The sequence below is a fragment of the Sinosporangium siamense genome (assembly GCF_016863435.1).
GTDB lineage: Bacteria > Actinomycetota > Actinomycetes > Streptosporangiales > Streptosporangiaceae > Sinosporangium > Sinosporangium siamense.
The window spans coordinates 48,492-66,993 of record NZ_BOOW01000002.1 but is presented as its reverse complement, the minus strand read 5'-3'; the positions used below and the strand labels follow the sequence as shown (position 1 = coordinate 66,993).

The 18,502-nt window shown below is 70.6% G+C and carries 12 protein-coding genes; 5 read left to right on the top strand and 7 right to left on the bottom strand.

Features of this window, described 5'->3' with window-relative positions; all coding sequences use genetic code 11:
* The first annotated feature begins 155 nt into the window (after positions 1-155).
* On the top strand, positions 156-1,079 hold the full coding sequence (locus Ssi02_RS00595; RefSeq protein ID WP_204019861.1) for an oxidoreductase: 924 nt from the start codon (positions 156-158) through the stop codon (positions 1,077-1,079).
* On the opposite strand, the gene Ssi02_RS00590 is transcribed toward Ssi02_RS00595, so the two are convergent.
* The 5 genes from Ssi02_RS00590 to Ssi02_RS00570 are packed head-to-tail and all read right to left on the bottom strand — an operon-like array spanning position 1,067 to position 7,114.
* On the bottom strand, positions 1,067-2,185 hold the full coding sequence (locus Ssi02_RS00590; protein ID WP_204019860.1) for a 2-oxo acid dehydrogenase subunit E2: 1,119 nt from the start codon (positions 2,183-2,185) through the stop codon (positions 1,067-1,069). The genes Ssi02_RS00595 and Ssi02_RS00590 overlap by 13 nt on opposite strands.
* Positions 2,178-3,164, bottom strand: a complete 987-nt coding sequence (locus Ssi02_RS00585) for an alpha-ketoacid dehydrogenase subunit beta (RefSeq protein ID WP_204019858.1) — start codon at positions 3,162-3,164, stop codon at positions 2,178-2,180. The genes Ssi02_RS00590 and Ssi02_RS00585 overlap by 8 nt, the downstream gene beginning before the upstream one ends.
* The gene (locus Ssi02_RS00580; protein WP_239128476.1) at positions 3,155-4,111 is read right to left on the bottom strand and encodes a thiamine pyrophosphate-dependent dehydrogenase E1 component subunit alpha; all 957 of its coding nucleotides are present in this window, start codon (positions 4,109-4,111) and stop codon (positions 3,155-3,157) included. Before Ssi02_RS00580 ends, Ssi02_RS00585 begins: the two co-directional genes overlap by 10 nt.
* Positions 4,104-5,609, bottom strand: a complete 1,506-nt coding sequence (locus tag Ssi02_RS00575) for a condensation domain-containing protein (RefSeq protein WP_204019856.1) — start codon at positions 5,607-5,609, stop codon at positions 4,104-4,106. Before Ssi02_RS00575 ends, Ssi02_RS00580 begins: the two co-directional genes overlap by 8 nt.
* A gap of 26 nt (positions 5,610-5,635) precedes the next feature.
* Positions 5,636-7,114 carry a class I adenylate-forming enzyme family protein gene (locus Ssi02_RS00570; RefSeq protein ID WP_204019853.1) on the bottom strand — a complete coding sequence of 493 codons (1,479 nt, stop codon included), beginning with the start codon at positions 7,112-7,114 and terminating at the stop codon, positions 5,636-5,638.
* 316 nt (positions 7,115-7,430) lie between these two features.
* On the opposite strand from Ssi02_RS00570, the gene Ssi02_RS00565 reads away from it, so the two are divergent.
* From Ssi02_RS00565 to Ssi02_RS00550, 4 genes are all read left to right on the top strand, one after another.
* Complete coding sequence (locus tag Ssi02_RS00565; protein ID WP_204019844.1) at positions 7,431-12,788, top strand: non-ribosomal peptide synthetase/MFS transporter; 5,358 nt, start codon at positions 7,431-7,433, stop codon at positions 12,786-12,788.
* Positions 12,789-12,857: 69 nt separating this feature from the next.
* Positions 12,858-13,103 (top strand): acyl carrier protein, encoded by a 246-nt coding sequence (locus Ssi02_RS00560; protein ID WP_204019808.1) that lies wholly within the window; start codon positions 12,858-12,860, stop codon positions 13,101-13,103.
* A complete protein-coding gene (locus tag Ssi02_RS00555; protein ID WP_204019806.1) occupies positions 13,100-14,470 on the top strand; it encodes a condensation domain-containing protein in 1,371 nt (456 codons plus the stop codon). Before Ssi02_RS00560 ends, Ssi02_RS00555 begins: the two co-directional genes overlap by 4 nt.
* Positions 14,467-16,431, top strand: a complete 1,965-nt coding sequence (locus Ssi02_RS00550) for a N,N-dimethylformamidase beta subunit family domain-containing protein (RefSeq protein ID WP_204019803.1) — start codon at positions 14,467-14,469, stop codon at positions 16,429-16,431. Before Ssi02_RS00555 ends, Ssi02_RS00550 begins: the two co-directional genes overlap by 4 nt.
* On the opposite strand, the gene Ssi02_RS00545 is transcribed toward Ssi02_RS00550, so the two are convergent.
* Entirely contained in the window at positions 16,410-17,054 is a 645-nt protein-coding gene (locus Ssi02_RS00545) for a M15 family metallopeptidase (protein WP_204019800.1), read from the bottom strand. The genes Ssi02_RS00550 and Ssi02_RS00545 overlap by 22 nt on opposite strands.
* A gap of 111 nt (positions 17,055-17,165) precedes the next feature.
* Positions 17,166-18,341: an ROK family transcriptional regulator gene (locus Ssi02_RS00540; protein ID WP_204019797.1), complete on the bottom strand. Its 1,176-nt coding sequence runs from the start codon at positions 18,339-18,341 to the stop codon at positions 17,166-17,168.
* Positions 18,342-18,502: the final 161 nt, after the last annotated feature.

Sequence of the window (18,502 nt, the reverse complement as noted above, 5' to 3'; positions counted from 1 at the left end):
TCACTGCCCATCTATGGCAAGGCGTCATGCAGCCCTACGAGAGCACGTCACCACGGGGAGTTGGGGCGACCGCAGACTGCCTTCAGCAACCTGCGCGAGTATGACGAACACGGGCGGCCCACGCGTTCGCCCGCCTGAAATGCCAAGGGGGCAACATGCGCTGGACCGCAGCCGACATACCTGATCTATCTGGCAAAACAGCTATCGTCACGGGGGCGAACAGCGGGCTCGGCATGATCACCGCCGGGGAGCTGGCACGGCGAGGGGCGTCGGTGGTGCTGGCCTGTCGCGACACCGGCAAGGGCAACGAGGCCGCCGCGCGGATGCGGGCCGTGCTTCCGCACGCGCACATCCACGTGGCCCGGCTGAACCTCGCCGACCTGCGATCCGTCCACGAATTCGCCGACATGATGAAGGACCGCCACGCCGAGGGGGTCGACCTCCTCGTGAACAACGCCGGCGTGATGGCCATGCCGTACCGCAGGACCTCCGACGGCTTCGAGTTGCAGTTCGGGACCAATCACCTTGGGCACTTCGCCCTCACCGGGCTGCTCATGCCGCTCCTGCTGGCGGGCCGGGGGGCGCCGCGGGTGGTGACGGTGAGCAGCGGGGCACACCGTGCCGGCCGGATGAACTTCAAGGATTTGAACGCCGAAGGCCGCTACGGCAAATACAGCGCCTATGCCCAGTCCAAGCTGGCCAATCTTCTCTTCGCCTTCGAACTCGACCGGCGGGCCACCGGGTCGGGCCTGGTCAGTGTGGCGGCCCATCCGGGATACGCCGCCACGAACCTCACGATCGCGGGTCCTCGTATGGAGGGGAGTAAGTGGCGTGAGCTCGTCACCAAGGTGGGCACCAAGGTCGTGGCGCAGAGCAAGGAGCGCGGCGCGCTGCCCCTGCTGCACGCCGCCACCAAGGAGGGGTTGCGCGGCGGAAGCTACATCGGCCCGGACGGCATGTTCGAGTCGCGGGGTTACCCCAAGCAGGTGGAACCCGCCCCGCTCGCCCGCGACGCGAAGAGCGCCCGCAAGTTGTGGGAGGTCTCGGAAGAGCTGACGAAGGTGCGTTACGTGTTCTGATCGCCGGTGAGTTCCTCCGGCGCCTCCAGTGACTCCCTGAGCGCGCGGAGGAAGGCGGCGACGTCCCTGCCGTTCAGCACCCGGTGGTCGAAGGCCAGGCTGAGGTTGGCGATCCGCTTGGCCACTACCGTTCCGTCGGGGGCGAAGACCGGTTCGACGCGTGGTGCGGCGATGGCGAGGGTGCAGGCGGTGCCGGGGAGGATGAGGGGGATCGCGACGGTGACGTCGCCGTCGTGGTGAAGCGCGATGCTGAAGGACGCCCCGGCCAGGTCGGCCTCCCGGAACTCCCCGTTCACCGCCGCGACCCTGAACTCCATGAGCTGGGTAGCGATCTCCTTCACCGGCCGCCGGGTCACGTCGCGGATCACCGGCACGTAGAGCCCCTCCCCCGCGTCCATCGTGATCCCGATGTGGGGTTTCGGGTGCAGCTCGATCGTCTCGTCGTCGGCGAAGCGGGAGAACATCAGCGGGAAACGCTCATGCAGGCGGGCGACCGCGAGCACACAGAGTTCGGGCAGCCCGACGGGGCGCCGCACCAGCTTGGTGAGCCGAGCCGCGTGGTCGAGCGCGGCGCCGACGTCCGCCCGCATCACGCTGACGGCCGGGGGGATCGTCTCGTGGGACGTCCGTACGGCACGGGCCACGGCACGCTGCACCCGGGACAGCGGGCGGCGTTCCCCGCCGGCCGTGGCCGGGGAGGTCGCGACGGCCAGGCGTTCGACGTCCGTACGGCGCACCACCGGCACTCCCAGAGCGCGGACCTGCTCCTCCCCGATGCCGAGTTCCTCCATGAGTGCCCTCGCGGGCGCGGTGACCAATGGCGCGTCCGCGAGGGCGGTCTGGGTGGGAGCCGGTCTCTCCTCCGGCGGCGCGGCGCCGTCGCCGATGTCGGCGAGGACGGTGCCCGGGGGGTATTCGGCTCCGGTTCCGGCGCGGTGCCGCAGCACCCCGGCGTATTCGCTCTCGATCTCCTCGGTGGCCTTGGAGGTCTCCAGGAGGACGACCGGTTGTCCGGCTTTGACCTCGGCGCCGTCCTCCACCAGCCACTCGACCAGCAGGTAGACGTCGTCGTTGCTGTTGAGCTTGGGAACCCGCAGCTCAGCCACCGAGCACCTCCAGCACGGTCTGTCGGATCGTGGACTCCTGCACGAGGATCTCTTTCTCCAGGTGGGGCGCCGCGGGGATGATGCAGTCGCGGGCGTGGACGGTGCCCACGGGGCGGGCGAGCCGCCCCCACAGCGCGGTGTGGAGCCGGTGGGCGACCTCGGCGCCCCACCCGGCCCCGCCCGGGCCGTCCTCGCACACGACGGCGGCTCCGGCGCGCGCGACGTGCGGGATGACCGGGTCGAGGTCGAACGGGTGGATCCGGGACGGCACGAGCAGCAGGCAGTTGACCTCGTGTTCGAGGAGGAGCCCGCGCATGGCGGCCATGGCGCGGTGCGCCATCCCACCGGGGGCGATGATCACGCAGTCGGCCGCCGCGGGGTCATCTAGGTAGACGCGGGCGACGTCGCGGTCGACATCCCATTTGAACAGTTCTCCGGCGTCGTACATGTGCCGGGTGTAGAGCACCTTGTCCTCGAACAGGATGCACGGCTCCTGCCGGGCGAACATCTCCCGCAGCACCGCCCGGTTGTCGTGGAACGGCGAGACCTCGTAGAGCGACAGGCCGGGGATGCCGATGAAATGTTTGTGCGGGCTCTGGCTGTGGGTTGGGCCGTAGCCCCGGCCACCGCCCGTGGGGCACCGTACGACCATGCGCAGCGGCAGCGACTTGCCGTACATCGCGACGGACTTGCTGGCGAAGTTGACGATCTGGTCGAAGGCGAGGGCGACGAAGTCGCCGAACATGATCTCCACGATGGCCTTGTCGCCGGTGAGGGCGAGGCCGCCGGCGACGCCGGCGATGCCGCCCTCGCTGATCGGGGTGGAGAGCACGCGGCCGGGGAACCTCGTCGACAGGCCTTTTGTGATCTTGAAGGCTCCGCCGTACGGGTCGGCGATGTCCTCACCGAGGAGGTAGACGTCGGGGTCGTGTTCCAGAAGCTCGTGCAGCGCCGAGTTGAGGTTGTCGGCTACACGCACGGCGGCTCCCAGGTGGACAGGGGCCTCGCGGCCACCTCTTCGGCGATGTCGGCGATGAGTTCACGCTGGGCCGCGTCCAGGGAGGAGAAGTGCTCCGGGTGCGCGGCGGCGTATAGGTCGTACCAGTCGTTGGAACGTGCCTCGCGCAGCACCTGCGCGGGCCGCGTGTCGTCGCCCTTGCTGTGGGGGCCGACGCGGTGGGTGACGAACTCCACCACTTGGGGGCGGTGCTCGTGTCGTACCAGGTCGACGACGGGGCGCAGGCCGGTCCTGAGCTCGTTCACGTCGAGGGAGGTGAGCCGCGTGTGACCGGCGCCGAACGCCTCGGCACGCCCTCGGACCGTTCCCGACATCTGGCTGCCGGTAGGGGTGGACTGGGCGATGCCGTTGTTCTCGACCACGACGAGCAGCGGGAGGCGCCACAACACGGCCATGTTGAGCGCCTCGTAGACCGCGCCCTCGCCGAAGGTGCCGTCGCCGATGTAGACGCACGCCAGCGAGCCGACCTCCCGGTTCTTGAGGTGCAGCGCCACTCCCGCGGCGACGGGCACGCTCTCACCCTGGACCCCGGTCGACAGGTAGCGGTCGCGGTGGATGTGCTGGCTGCCGCCTACGCCGGCGCAGATCGCCCCCTCGCGGCCCATGATCTCCGCGAGGAGTCCGTGCGGGTCGTGGTGCCGGGCGATGTAGTGGCCGTGGCCCCGGTGGTTGCTGAACACGTGGTCCAGGGGCGCGAGGAGGGGCGCGAGCGCGACCGGCACGTATTCCTGGCCGAGGCAGGTGTGCGTGGTGCCGCTGAGTTCGCCCCTGTCGAACAGATCCAGCAGCTTGAGCTCGAAGTGCCGGATGAGCAGCATCGTGCGCAGGTCGTCGTCCGCGAGGCGGGAGAGCCCGCCGAGCTGTGCAAGCCCGCCGGGCCCTGCCTCCTCTGTGAGCACGTCACCCACGTCCGGCTCTCTCGATCTCGGCGACGACGCCAGAGATGGTGGGGTTGTCGAAGAAGGCGTCGAGTGAGACCTCGATGCGAAGCCGCTTGCGCATGCGGGCGATGATCTGGGTCATGGTGAGGGAGTGCCCTCCGAGGTCGAACAGGTCGTCGTCGTCCTCGATGCCCTTCATGCCGAGGACCTCCTGCCAGATGGCCCGGATGTCGTCGGCCAGCGCGGTGCCTTCGGCGGTGACCGCCCCGGCAGCCGGGGCGACGGGCTGGACGGCGGCCGGGACACCGGCGCCTTCCACGGGGAGGGCGGTGAGGGCGGCGTCGGGCTCGTCCGCCGCGGTCTCCAGCACCGACCGCAGGCCGGCCGCTATCTGCGCGGCGGCCTCCGGGGTAAGCGTGCCGGCGCGGTATTGCACGTGGGCGTTGAGTCCGTCGGGCCCCTCCACGACGAGCAGGTGGAGAGTGCTGCGCACGGAGTGGTTGAAGACGGTGTAGTCGACGCTGACGTCCAGCCCGCTGAACTCCGGCAGCGCCTTGCGCCTGCGATAGCTCACCGACACGGGTGCGACCGCGGCGCGCGGCCGGAAGCGGGGTACGGCACGAGCCACGGGAACCTCGCGGAACAGATAGGTGGCCCGCAGTTCGGCGCGCAGCCGCAGCGCCAGATCGCGGAAGCTCGTGATGCCGCCGGGGGCGCTCGCGACCGGGAACTCGTTGACGAACAGGCCGAGCTGGTCGCGTGTCTCCGGGGTGCGCGTGGACACGTCGACGGCGGTGACGACGCGGTCGTTGCCGTAGCGGTAGAGCACGGCGTGGAGTGCGGCGAGGAAGAGTTCGAAGCGGGTGACCCCGATGCGCCCGGCCCCGTCCAGCCTGGCGGCGTCGATCGCGAAGGGCAGGCTCTCACCCGGCGCCACCGCGCGGGAGGAGCCGGTGTATCCCGGCAGATGGACGGCGCCGGGTTCGCTCCAGCGCGGCTCCCAGAACGCCTTGGCCTCGGACAACAACCCGGCGACGCGCACCCGTTCCGCCGCCGCGTGGTCCGCATAGGTCGAGGGCAGCCGCGGGAGCGGGGTGCCGTTGTAGAAGGCGGCCAGGTCGCGGAGGAACACGTCCTTGGATTCGCCGTCGAAGACGAGGTGGTGGGCGACCACGACCAGGACGTGCCGCTTCGGGGAGAGTTTGACGAGCGTGAAGCGGATCAGCGGGCCTCTGAAGAGGTCGAAGGGGCGGAGCACCTCTTCGCGGACGAAGGCGTCGAGGTCCGCGGGCGCCGCGGCCACGGCGGTGGGCAGGTTGGCCGCCGCCACCTCGACCAGCACGCCGTCGCGTTCCTCGACCGCGGTTGAGAGCACGGAGTGGCGGCGCACGACGACTGCGCACGCGTCGAGCAGGGCACGTTCGTCGAGCTCGCCGTCGAAGGTCACGAGCAGGGGCATGTGGTAGACGGAGCCGGCGCCGCCGGTCGACTCCATGATCCACATCAGATATTGCGCGAATGACACCTCAGCCCGCGCACCTAAAGTTTGTGTCATTGTTGGTCCGTTTCCGTGCCGTCGGCGGTCGTGCACATGGTGCGTAGCCGCCGTTTGTCGACCTTCCCCGCGTCGTTCCTGGGGAGGGCCCGGATGGTGTGCACCCGGGTGGGCAGTTCATGCTGCGCAAGCCGATCGAGCAGGAAGGCTCGCAGGGTCTCGGGAGTGATGGGCGAACGCGGAACGATCGCTACGGACACCGTCGTGCCGAGCACAGGGTGGGACACCCCGAAGGCCGCAGCCTCCAAGACCTCGGGATGCTCGTACAACGCCTCCTCCACCCGCAGCGTGGAGACCTTGTAGGCGCCGGACTTGATGACGTCCCTGTCGCGGTCCACAAGGTAGAGATAGCCCTCGTCGTCCAGATATCCGAGATCCCCCATCCGGATCCAGCCGCGGTCGAAGACACTCCGTGTGGCCTCAGGGTCGCCGTAGTAGGCGCGGGTGGTGGCCGCCGACTTGAGCCACACCTCGCCGGTGGTGCCGGGTGGCAGCGGGCGTCCGTCCTCGTCGGCGACCCGCACGTTCCCGCCACCCGATGGCCTGCCCACCGACCCGGGACGCTCCGGGTCGAAGACCATCACTGTGTGGGCGGGCGACGACTCCGTCGAGGTGTAGTAGTTCGCGATCGTGGCCCTCGGCAAGGCGCGGGACAACCCCGCCGCCACCGCGGCGGGGAGGGGCGCCGCGGCCGAGCCGAGCAGCAGCACGCTTGAGGTGTCGTGGCGTGAGAGGGCACCGCTCGCGAGCAGTTCGATGGCCATCGCCGGCACCACGAAGACGGTGCCGGCCCGGTGTTCGGCGATGAGGCGGGCGAACCGCTCAGGGGTGAACCTCGGCAGCGTCACGATGGTCGGGTGCGCGTCGAGGGCGTTGAACAGCATCACCTGCCCGGCGTTGGTGCCGATCGGGAAGGCGTGCACGAGGTGCCGCGAGTGGCGATAGGTCCGGCGGTTGGCCGTCGGCGCACTGCCGTACGTGAGGTTGGCGTGGGTGGCGATGACGCCCTTGGGTTTGCCCGTGGTGCCGGAGGTGTAGAGGATCTGCGCCGGGTCGCCTGGCTCGACGGTCACCGGGAGGGGTCCGCGGTGGCCCGTGTCGAGGTCGGCCACGGTCAGGGATCCGTCGAATCCGCTGCCGCAGATCGTGGCGACGGCGCCCGCGTGCCGCACTGTCTCACGCAGTGTGGCCGGCGCGAGCCGATCTGAGAGCGGTACGGCTACCGCCCCCGCCTTGAGCACGGCGCAATAGGCCACGGCGTAGTCGATCCACTCGCGATTCCCGAACACGAGCGCGACCCGGTCACCCTTGGTCACGCCGTGGTCGAGGAGCCCGGCGGCGACGCCGGAGGAATACCCGTCCCACTCCTCCGCGCTCAGCGCGCCGACGCCGGGCACCACGAGCGCGATACGGTCCGGCTCGACAGCGGATCGCGCTGCGAGCAGCGCTGGGACCGTACGCGACATCTTGCTCATCCTGACTCCCGCACGAATCAGAATTGGAAAGCTTGTTTCCGGAAAGATTCTTAACAGTTGTCCGGCGGCGCCAGTGTGACACGTCGATCGAAGTAGGCGCAAGAGCCCCTATCGGGAGATGAAGACCCGAGATGCAAGGGGGTATTGTGCCTGCACTCGTGATCATGGGAGACTGGCGGCCACTCGGGAATAGCAAAGATTCTTTCCAGAAAGAATCCTTCCAGTTGGGGGTGCTTCCCTTAACGTGGACGCACTTGTCAGACCAGACTCACGCGAAGATGTGGTCGCCCCGCGCGATCCCGGCTCGAATACGCCGATGTCGCCAGGACAGACGGGGCTGTGGTTCCTGAACCGCCTCGATCCGGATAGCGCGGCCTACAACATGTTCATCGCGCTGCGCCTGCGCGGCCCCTTCTCCGCCGGAGTCCTCGACGAGGCCCTGCAAGAGGTCGTGGCCCGCCATGAGGTGCTGCGCACGAGATACGCCGAGGTCGACGGCGAGCCCGTCGCGGTGGTCGACGCCCCCGCCGGCACCGCGCGAAGACCGGTGCTGGAGCGGGTCGATCTGACCCACCTCGCGCCCCCGGAGCGGGAGGCAGCCGCCTCCGCCGCCGCGGCCGAGCGGGTCAACCGGCCTTTCGACCTCGCCGGCGAGCCGGTCCTGCGGGCCGCGCTCCTGACGCTGAGCGGCGACGATCACGTCCTGCTGCTCGTCCTGCACCACATCGCGGGCGACGGCTGGTCGCTGGGTCTGCTCCAGCAGGAGTTGTCCACGTTGTACTCCGCCTTCCTGGCGGGAGCCGAGTCGCCGTTACCTCCACTCGCCGTGCAATATGCCGACTACGCCGCGTGGCTCGACGCTCGCGGTGCGCCGCCGCTGGGCGTCTGGGAGCAGCGCCTCAGCAACCCGCCCGTGCTGGAGCTCCCCGCCGACCGTCCGCGGCCGCGGGTGAAGGGCTCGGCGGGGGCGGTGGTCACCCGGCAGCTGCCGCGCGACCTGAGCGACGGGCTCGCCAAGCTGGCCCGCAGGGAACGTTGCACCTTGTTCATGGCGCTCGTCGCGGTGTTCAACGCGCAACTGTCCGCCTACACCGGGCAGAACGACATCTGCGTGGGCTCCCCCTTCGCCTCCAGGCAGCGCCCGGAGCTGGAGCCGGTCATCGGCTACTTCATCAACACGATGGTGTTGCGCACCGACACCTCGGGCGACCCCACCTTCGCCGAGCTGCTGAAACGCGTGAGGTCCGTCGCCCTGGAGGCATATGCCTCCGAGGTGCCCTTCGACCGGCTTGTGGAAGCGCTCGACATCAAGCGCGACCTCAGCCGCACCCCGGTGTTCCAGGCCGAACTGACGCTGCGCACCGAGGACGCCGAGATCTCCGAGTTCGGCGGAGTGCCCTACGAGCCCTACGAAGCGGGCGCCACTCAGGCCAAGTTCGACCTCGCGCTAGAGGTGAAGATCCGCGCCGAGGGCCTGCTCACCCATCTCGTCTACAGCACCGACCTGTTCGAGGCCGCCACGGTCGAACGTATGTCGGAGCACTTCGAGAACCTCGTGCGCCAGGTCGTCGCCGACCCCGGCATCCGCCTCTCCGCACTGGATCCGCGCACGGAACGGGAACGTTCCCTGCTGGAGGAGTGGAGCCGCGCCACCCCCGTGCCGCCCACCGCCTCCACCGTGCACGAGCTGGTGGAGGCCGCCGCCGCACGGTTCCCGGACGCGCCCGCGATCGTCGACGGCGACCGCACGCTGACCTACTCCGAGCTGTCCCGCAGGTCCGGCAGGCTCGCCCGTGAGTTGCGCGCGCTCGGCGTGGGACGCGACGACCGGGTGGCGGTGCTCGTCGAACGGTCTCCCGAATCGGCGGTCGCGCTGCTCGGCGTGCTCAAGGCCGGCGGCGCATATGTGCCCGTCGACCCCGAGCAGCCGGTCGACCGCATCGCCTATGTGCTGGAGGATTCCGGCGCGGCGGCTCTGGTCGCCGACGAGAGCGCCCCCCGCGTGGCGGGCTTCTGCGGCCCCGTGCTGGCCGTGCCACGTGAGGCGGGGGCCGAAGAGGCGCCCGCCTCTTCGGCCCCCGCCGTGGACGCCGGGCCTGAGGACCTGGCCTACGTGATCTACACGTCGGGCTCCACCGGGCGGCCCAAGGGCGTCGCCGTACAACACCGGCAGATCCTCAACTACCTGTCCGACGTGCGGGAGCGCTTCGGGGTGGGGGAAGGGGAGCGGTTCGGGCTGCTCCAGTCGCTCTCCTTCGACTTCGGGGTGACGGTCCTCTACCTGTCGCTGATGACCGGCGGCTGCCTGCACCTGGTGCCGTCCCGCGTCTCCGGGCTGGAACTCGCCGACTATCACGCCCAGGCCAGGTTCGACTACCTCAAGATGACCCCGTCGCACCTGGCCGCGCTCACCGCCGAGGTGGACGCGCGGCGGCTCCTCCCCCACAAGACGATGATCTTCGGTGGCGAGGGATCGAGCTGGGACTGGGCCAAGGAGCTCGCGGCGCTCGGCGTCTGCGAGGTGGTCAACCACTATGGCCCGACCGAGACCACCGTCGGCGTCACGACCTATACGGTGCGCGGCGACGACGACGTTCGCGGGCCGATCACCCCGATCGGCAGGCCGCTCGGTCACGCGCGCACCTATGTGCTCGACGATCGGCTGAAGCCCGTGCCCATCGGCGTCGCGGGCGAGCTGTGCATCGGCGGCGACCGGCTCGCCAGGGAATATCTCGGGCGCCCGGAGCTGACCGCCGAGCGATTCGTCGAGATCGACGGCGAACGTGTCTACCGCACGGGCGACCTGGCCCGCTGGTCGGCCGGCGGCGACCTCGTCTTCCTCGGGCGGCGCGACCTCCAGGTCAAGATCCGCGGCTATCGGGTCGAGCTCGGCGAGATCGACGAGGCCCTGCGCCTGCTCCCGGGCATCGCCCAGGCGGTGGTCGATGCGCGGGGCAAGCCGGGGTCGCTGGACCTCGTGGCCTATCTGGTCGCCGAGGGCGACCGGATGAGCGTGGGCGAACTGCGCGCCGCGCTCGCGGAACGCCTGCCCGAGTACATGGTGCCGACCCGCTACGTGTGGCTGCCCGAGCTGCCGCTCAAGTCACACGGCAAGGTCGACCGCGCCGCCCTGCCCGAGCCTGAGGCGGGCCGCCCCGACGAGGGCGACGTGGAACCCCCCTCGGGGCCGGTGGAGGAGATCATCGCCGCCGTGTGGGCCGATGTGCTCGATCTGCCCGTGGTGGGAGCCCTGGACGACTTCTTCGACCTCGGCGGCCACTCGCTGCTCGCCACCCGCGTCGTCGCGCGGCTCCGCCGCGAGTTGCCCGAGGACGGCACGCCCGTCAGCGTGATGGACCTCTTCCAGCACCCCACCGTGCGCGGCCTCGCCCGCCTCGCCCAGGCCGGCGACGGCGGGGAGCGGGGCCTGCTCTACCGCCTCACCCGGCCGGGCCCGACCTCGCTCAGCCTCGTGTGCCTGCCGTACGGCGGAGGCAGCGCCGTCGTCTACCAGCCCTTGGCCGACGCGCTGCCGCCCGGCGTCGCGTTGCACGCGGTCGCGGTGCCGGGCCACGACCTCGGCCTGGCCGAGGACCCGCGCCCGCTGGCCGAGGTGGCCGAGCAGTGCGCCAGGGAGATCCTCGCGACCGTGGAGGGCCCGCTGGCGATCTACGGGCACTGCGGCGTCGGCGGCGCGCTGGCGGTCGCGGTGGCCCGGCTGCTGGAGGCCGAGGGGCGTGAACTGGAGGCGGTCTACCTCGGGGGCATCTTCCCGTTCGCCCGGCCCACCAAGGGCTTCCTCGGCCTGTGGGCGAAGGTGGCGGACAACGACCGGCTTCGCAGTACGCGGGCGCAGCTCGGCTGGCTGACCTCGCTCGGGGCCGACCTCGGCGAGCTGAGCGACGAGCAGAAGGACTTCATCCTGCGCAACATGCGCCACGACGCGCGGCAGGCGGAGGAGTATTTCACCGGGTTGCTCGACTCGCGGGCCGAACCGCTGCGGGCGGCGATGGTGTCGGTGGTGGGCGGGGAGGACCCGACCACTGAGTATTACGAGGAACGCTACAAGGAGTGGCATTTCCTGACTGGGACGACGGCCTTGGCGGTGATCGACGAGGCCGGCCACTACTTCCTGAAATTTCGGGCGGAGGAGCTGGCGGCGATCGTCACCGCCGTCCACCCCGCCCTCCGGGACGAAACCCCCCGTGACACGGTGCGCGGTGAGGGCTGGGCGCTTGAAGGCGTCTCCGGCCACCAGGCCGGCCCCACCCAGGCCCCACGGGAACGGGCCGCGCCGGAGCCGACCCTCGGCCGGTTCCTGACCGTCGCCCTCGGGCAGATGGTCACGATCCTCGGCGCGACGCTCACCGAGTTCGCCATCCCGATCTGGGTCTATATGCAGACCGGCGAACTCGCCCAGATGGCCCTGCTCAACGTGCTCGCGCTGATGCCTGGCGTGCTGGCGGCGCCCCTGGTGGGCGCGATCGTCGACCGGTCGAGCCGCCGCGCGGTGATGACGGCGGGGACGGCCGCGGGGCTGCTCGTGCAGGCGGCGACCGCCGCGCTCCTGTGGGCGGACCGGCTCGAGGTCTGGCACCTCTACATCCTGCTGACCGCGCTGTCGGTGGCGCTGACCTTCCAGCGGGTCGCCTTCACCTCGGCGATCCCGCAGCTCGTGCCCAAGCGCTACCTCGGTCACGCGAACGGCGTGGCCCAGATGACCACGGGCGTCGCGCAGTTCATCGCCCCGCTGATCGCGGTCGGGCTCATGTCGGTGATCGGGCTGAAGGGCATCCTGCTGGCCGACATCGCGGGCTATGTCTTCGCGCTCGCCGTACTCGCCCTCACGGTCTTCCCGGCGACCCTCGCCCATCGCAGGCGTGAGTCGGTGGGACGGGAGATCGCGGCGGGCTTCAAGCTGTCCATCGGACAGCGGCACTTCCGCTCCATGGTGGGCTTCTTCGCGGTGCTCGCCCTGCTGATGTCGCCCATCTTCCTGCTCTACTCGCCGCTGGTGTTGTCGTTCGCGACCATCACCGAGATGGGATACGTCGCGTTGTGCGGCGGGCTCGGCGCGGCCTTCGGCGGGCTCGTGATGACGTTGTGGGGCGGGCCCCGTGAGCGGCGTATGACCGGGATGCTGCTGCTGACGCTCGTGATCGCCGGGTCGTGCGCGCTTGTGGGCATGCGCCAGGACCTGGTGACCATCTGCATCGGCGCCTTCGGGGTGTCGGCGGGGCTGGCATTGGTCAACGGCGTCTACGCGACGATCATCCAGATGAAGGTGCCGCAGCGGTTCCACGGGCGTGTGTTCGCGCTGAACCAGATGGTGGCCTGGTCGACCATTCCGCTCGGGGTCGGGTTGGTCGCACCGTTCGGCGAGCGGGTGCTTGAGCCGATGATGGCCCCCGGCGGCGCGCTCGCGGACACCGTCGGCGCGGTCGTCGGCACCGGTCCCGGGCGCGGCATCGCGCTCATGTACATCGTGTTCGGGGTGCTGATCGCCGTGCTGGTGGGGCTGGCGCTGCGCAACCGGGTGCTGGCCGGGTTCGACGCCACCGTGCCGGACGCGACGCCGGACGACCTGCTCGGCATCCGCGCCCGCAAGGACAAAAGCGCCCCGCAGCACGAGGCCCAACACAACCATACGAGCGCGCACGAAGGACGCGCGTAAGGGGACGGCTCCCTCGCGGGCCGCCCAGGCGACACCCATTTTCACAGTTCAGGATCGGCAGGACCACTCATGAACAGATCCCTCAACGAGCACGTGGCCCAACTCGTGTCGGAGGCGTCGGACGGCGCCGTCACCCCCGACGAGGCGCTGTCGGCCTCGGTGCCGCTGCCCGCGCTCGGCGTGACCTCATTGGCGCAGATGCGGCTCATCGACGCCCTCGAACGCGAATACGGAGTGGAGGTGGACCTCGGCACCGACGTCTCCCATCTCGAAAGCGTCGCCGCCCTCGCCGCGTTCGTGGAATCGAAGCGGTGAACCCGCAGGCCATCCGGGTCGCCTTCGAGGGCGGCGGCGAAGGCCGCGGTCCGCTCACCTGGGGCCAGCGGGCGATCTGGGAGACGGTCGAGGCGACCGCCCCGGACGACCACTACTTCAACTTCGGCCACGTGCTCGCCGTGCCGCGCGCCGCATGGCCGCTGACCCCGCAGAGCGCCGCCGCCGCGGTGAGCGGCCTCGTCGAGCGGCATCCGGCGTTGCGGACCACGACCCCCGAGGGTCGCGGGCAGGTGGTTCACGGGCGCGGGGAGCTCACGGCGGAGATCGTGACCGCCGAACCGGGTGAGGGCACCAAGACGGCCACCGAACTATTGGAACGTCTCAAACGCCGCCGGTTCGACTACGCGGCCGAGTGGCCGCTGCGGGCCGGCCTGGTCACCTCGCCGTCGGGCGTGGTCACCCACTTGGTGCTGGTCTACTGCCACATGGCGGTGGACGGGCTGGGCGCGGAGATCGTCCTGCGCGATCTGCGGCTGCTGCTCATCAAGGGACGAGTGGCGGGAACGCTCCCAGCCACGCCGCTGGAACTCGCGCTCTGGCAGGAGTCGGAGCAGGGACGCCGGGTCGCGCAGGCGGCCGAGGACTACTGGGAAGGCGAGTTCCTGCGGGTGCCGGCGTCGATGTTCCCGGCGCCCGCCGCCGAGGTGGAGGGACCGCCGATCTGGCGCGCCGTCCTCACCTCGCACGCCGCCGAGGCCGCGGCCCGGCACGCGGCGGCCCGCTACAGCACCTCGGCCGGCGCGGTGCTGCTGGTCGGCGCCTGCGCGATGACGAGCGCGCTGACGGGGCTGTCGAGGTGCGCGATGCTGCCCATCGTCGGCAACCGCTTCCGCGCCGACACCCGCGCGGCGGTCACCACGCTCTCCCAGGAGAGCCTGTTCACGCTCGACGTGACGGACGGCGGCCGCCTCACCATGGCCGGCCTGCTCACGACGGCCAAACCCGCTCTGCTGCGCGCCTACCGGTACGGATTCCACGATCCGGCCGGGCGGGCCGCGGCCACGGCGCGGGCGAGCGAGGCGCGGGGCGAGCAGGTCCGTCCGTACTGCTGCTTCAACGACATGCGTTTCGCCGATCCCCCCGCGGAGCTGAGCGACGCGGCCGAGGTGCGGGACGCGCTGACGCGTTCGACGCTGGCGTGGCCGCTGAGCCAGGAGCAGCTCAACTGCCGTTTCTGTGTGCACGTGAGCGGCGAGGGCGGCGCGCTGGCGCTGTCGCTGACCGCCGACACCCGTTACGTCCCTAAGGAGGCGATGGAGCGCTGGTTGAGCGGCTTGGAGATGTTCCTGATGGAGGCGGCCTTCGGTGACGGTTCCGCGGTGAGTGCACTGCGGAGGGCCGGATGAGTGTGCGGGCGTGGTGTCTGTCCACCTCGGTCGCCCAGGGGGAGACGCTGACCTTCAGGGTCGAGGCCCCCGGCCCGGTGCGGGTGAGCGTGGCCGACGCGACCGACGACCGCCGGGTGCTCACGGCCGAGGTCGGCGGCGGCGAGTGGGCGCTCGACGTGCCGCTCGACTGGCCGAGTTCGTTGTACCGCGCGCGGTTCCTCCTGCCCGGCATGTCCGACGAGAATCTGCCCTGGCCGCGTGAGCTGGCCCTGCCGGGCGAGGGGCCGGGGCCGGACAACGAGGTCTATTTCGTCGTACGGCAGGCCGTGCCCGGCTCGGCTTCCCCGATCCTGGTGTCCATCCCGTTCACCACGTGGGAGGCGTACAACCGCGCGGGCGAGCCCGGCCAGAGCGTCTACTGGAGCGAGCAGCCGGCCCGGGCGTTCCGGGTGGAGTTCGCCCGGCCGGGCGGCGGGCCGCCACCCGAGCGCTGGGAGGAGGGGCTGCTGCGGTGGCTGCGCCCCGCGGGCTACGAGGTGGAGTTCTGCTCATGCCTCGACCTGCACGAGGGGCTCGACCTGCTGTCGTCCTACCGCCTGCTGATCGTCAACGGCCACGACGAGTATTGGTCGGCGGGCATGCGCGACGCGGTGGAGGAGTTCGCCCGGCGCGGCGGCAACGTCGCGATCCTGTCCGGCAACACCGCCTGGTGGCAGATCCGCCTGGAGGACGACCGGCAGGTCATGGTGTGCTACCGCGACCCGGCGGCCGACCCCGAGCCCGATCCGCGGCTGGTGACCGCCGAGTGGTCGAGCCCCTCGGTGGGCAGGCCGGAGAACACCCTCACGGGTGTGAGCTTCCGTCAGGGCGCCGGCACCTGGGGACCGTACATGAAGCTCATGCGCGAGGAGTCCTACCGGGTGCGGTTCGCCGGCCACTGGGTGTTCGAGGGCACCGGCCTGGCCGACGGCGACGACTTCGGCAGGGGCTGCCTGGGCTATGAGACCGACGCGGCGGAGTTCGAGGAGATCCAGGGCGTGCCGCGGGTGACCTGCCGGGACGGCACCTCACCGTCGTTCGTGGTGCTCGCGACCGCCGATCTGCGGCATTGGAGCGCCTTCGGGCAGGGCGGCATGGCCACCATGGGCGTCTTCCGGCTCGGCGCGGGCACGGTCTTCAACGCCGCCACCGTCAACTGGGGCAACACCCTGCACGACCCGGTCGTGGAGCGCATCACGCGCAACGTGATCGACCGCCTGTCGGCGCCACCCGTCCCCGGACGCTGGGAGGTCATCGGCCGCCCCGCCGACATAACCGCCCTCACCGTGCACGGCAGACTCATGTACGGCGTGAGCCATACCGGTGACCTGGTCGCGCGCGAGTTGTGCGGGCAGAACCTCGGCTGGGCCCCGGTCGGCCCGGCCCCCGGTGTGCTCTGCATGGACGTGCCCCGTGAGGCGGCCGCCGGACTTGGGCTCGGCCTCTACGCGGCCACCGCGGACGGCAGGTTGTGCTACCGGGCTCCCAGCCCGCACGACGCCCCGTGGACCGGCGTCGGCGCCGTGCCGCCGGGGACGGTCGCCCTCGCCTGCGGCGACGGGGCGTTCTTCGCCGCCACCCGGCCGGACCGGCTCTGGCACATCACCATGCCGGAGCTCGCCGCAGGGCGGCCATGGCGCGAGGTGGGATCGGCGGGTGGCGCGCAGATGCTCAGCGGCATGAACGGGCGGATCTACGCGCTCGACGAGCGCGGTGTGCTGCGCACGCGGCTGCCGATCGCCGGGCCGGCCGAGTGGCAGGAGCCGCCGTGCGCGGTGCCGCCCGGGGTCACGGCGATGGTCGCGCACGCGGGGCTGCTGATCGTGGCGGGAGCGCACGGCCTGCAGTGGGTCAACGTACCGCCCGCGACGCCCGAGTCGGCCGCGCGGCGGCGGCACGAGCAGCCGGCCACCGCGGGTCAGGGAGTGTGGGGGCCGTAGATCGCGGCCTTCGCCCCGGTGGCCATGGCCCAGTAGCGGTCGCCGAAGGACCAGTGCCACCACTCGGTGGGGTAGTTGACGAGGCCCGCCTCCGTCAGAGCGGCCGACAGGATGTCGCGGTGGTGGCGGGCCTCGTCGCCGATGCCGGGGGCGGCGGTGTAGCAGGCGCCGTCGCTCTGCTCGGGGTTCGCGTTGATCTCGGTGCCCATGTCGAGCTCGGTGCCGTCCTCGTAGCAGAGGGTCAGGTCGACGGCGGCGCCGGCGGTGTGCGGGGCGACCTCGATGGGCGAGACGTAGCGGCTCGCGGCGACGTGGACCTCTTCCGGGGACATCTCGGGGAAGGCCGCGCGGAGCTCGCCGGAGTATTTGTCGAAGTAGCGCCGCTGCAGCACGGGCGGACGGTAGCCCTCGACCATCAAAAGGGCATAACCCGCGGGCAGGAGACGCTCGGCCTCCTCCAGCCGGGTGAGCACCCCTTCGCGCAGGTGGGCGTATGCACCCTCGGGGTCGGCGAGGAGTGAGGACAGCCGCAGCCTGCCTCGTGCGTCGCCCAGCGGCTCGCCGCTCTCCTCCACGGGGATGGATGTGACTCGGGGGTCGGAGATCAGGACGACATCATGCATGGGAAGCAATTCTCACACGGCTGCATGATCTGCAGTGCGGCCGGGAGCCGGTCAGGGGCTCCGGCGCGGAGAGACGTCGGCGGGGAGTCCGGGGCGCTTTCCCCATGGCTGTCAGGGACCGACCGTTCGGTCGAACAACTCCTCTCTCGCCTGCTCGACGGCCGCCATGACCGCCCCTCGCAGCACCGGGTTGCCGGTCACCTCGGTGACGACGACCCGCGGCTGGCTCGGGCAGACTCGCGCGACGGCCTCCTCGACCCGGGCGGCCAGCGCGGGACCGCCCGCCCTGCCGATGTCGCCGCTGAGGACGATCAGCCCGGGATCGAGCACGACCGCGACGGCGGCGACGCCGACCGCGAGCCGGTCCGCCAGGTCGTTGAGGAACGCGGTGGCGCCCCGGTCGACGGCGTTGCGGACCAGGCGTTCGACGGAGTCGGTGATCTCCGCCGTGAGTCCGTGGAGCTCGGCCAGCCCGGCGATGGCCTCGCTGCCCACCAGGCGCTGGAAGGAGCCCGACTGCGGCGCGCGCACGTTGACCGGTAGCGGCTCACCCGGCACGGGCAGCCAGCCGATCTCGCCGGCGCCTCCGGTGAGCCCCCGGTGGAGCCGGCCGCCGAGCATGACGCCGAGGCCCTGGCCGACGCCGGCCCACACGAGCACGAAGTCCTCGGCGGCGACGGCGGCGCCGTACGAGCGTTCGGCCATGGCGGCCAGGTTGACGTCGTTCTCTATGCGGACGGATGCCTTCAGGCTGGTTCGCAGGTCGGCGAGCACACCTTCGTGCCAGGCGGGCAGGTCGAAGGAGAAGCGGACATCGCCCGAGCGAGGATCGACCACACCCCGCGTGCCGATCACGAACGACCGCAGTTGCGACATCGTGACGTCCGCGGATTCACATGCCCGTTGCACCGATCGATGCACAATCTTTACCGGGTCGTGGTGAGATGTGGGGTCTACCATCACTTCTGCGACTATTTTACCTGTGATGTCTGCCACAGCAGCTGTGACGCTGTCTGGCAGCACCTCCAGCCCGGCCACATAAGCACAGGAGGGAACCACCCCATAAAGGGCCGCGTTGGGACCTCGGCCGCCGGCCTGCTCCCCCACGACTCCGACCAGACCCCGCTCTTCGAGTCTGGACAACAGTTGACCGGCGGTTACTTTAGAGAGCCCAGTGCGCTCCCCCAGTTCGGCCCTGGTCAAGGGGCCGATCGAGAGGAGGAGCTCCAGCGCAGCCCGATCGTTGAGCTGGCGCAGCAGCCGGGGCGTACCCGGTCGTCGGGACAAATTGGCCCCTCTCTCGTCACGATCAGCTAACAGGCGTTTCTTTTAAGAAAGTTTCTTGTTAGTTTAACGGTAGTCAACTCGCAGGCAAGCGATCAAGCCTCGGGACGACCCCCCGCCGCCCTACCCGGGCGGCATCTTCGACCAGGTGAGCGGCATGCCCG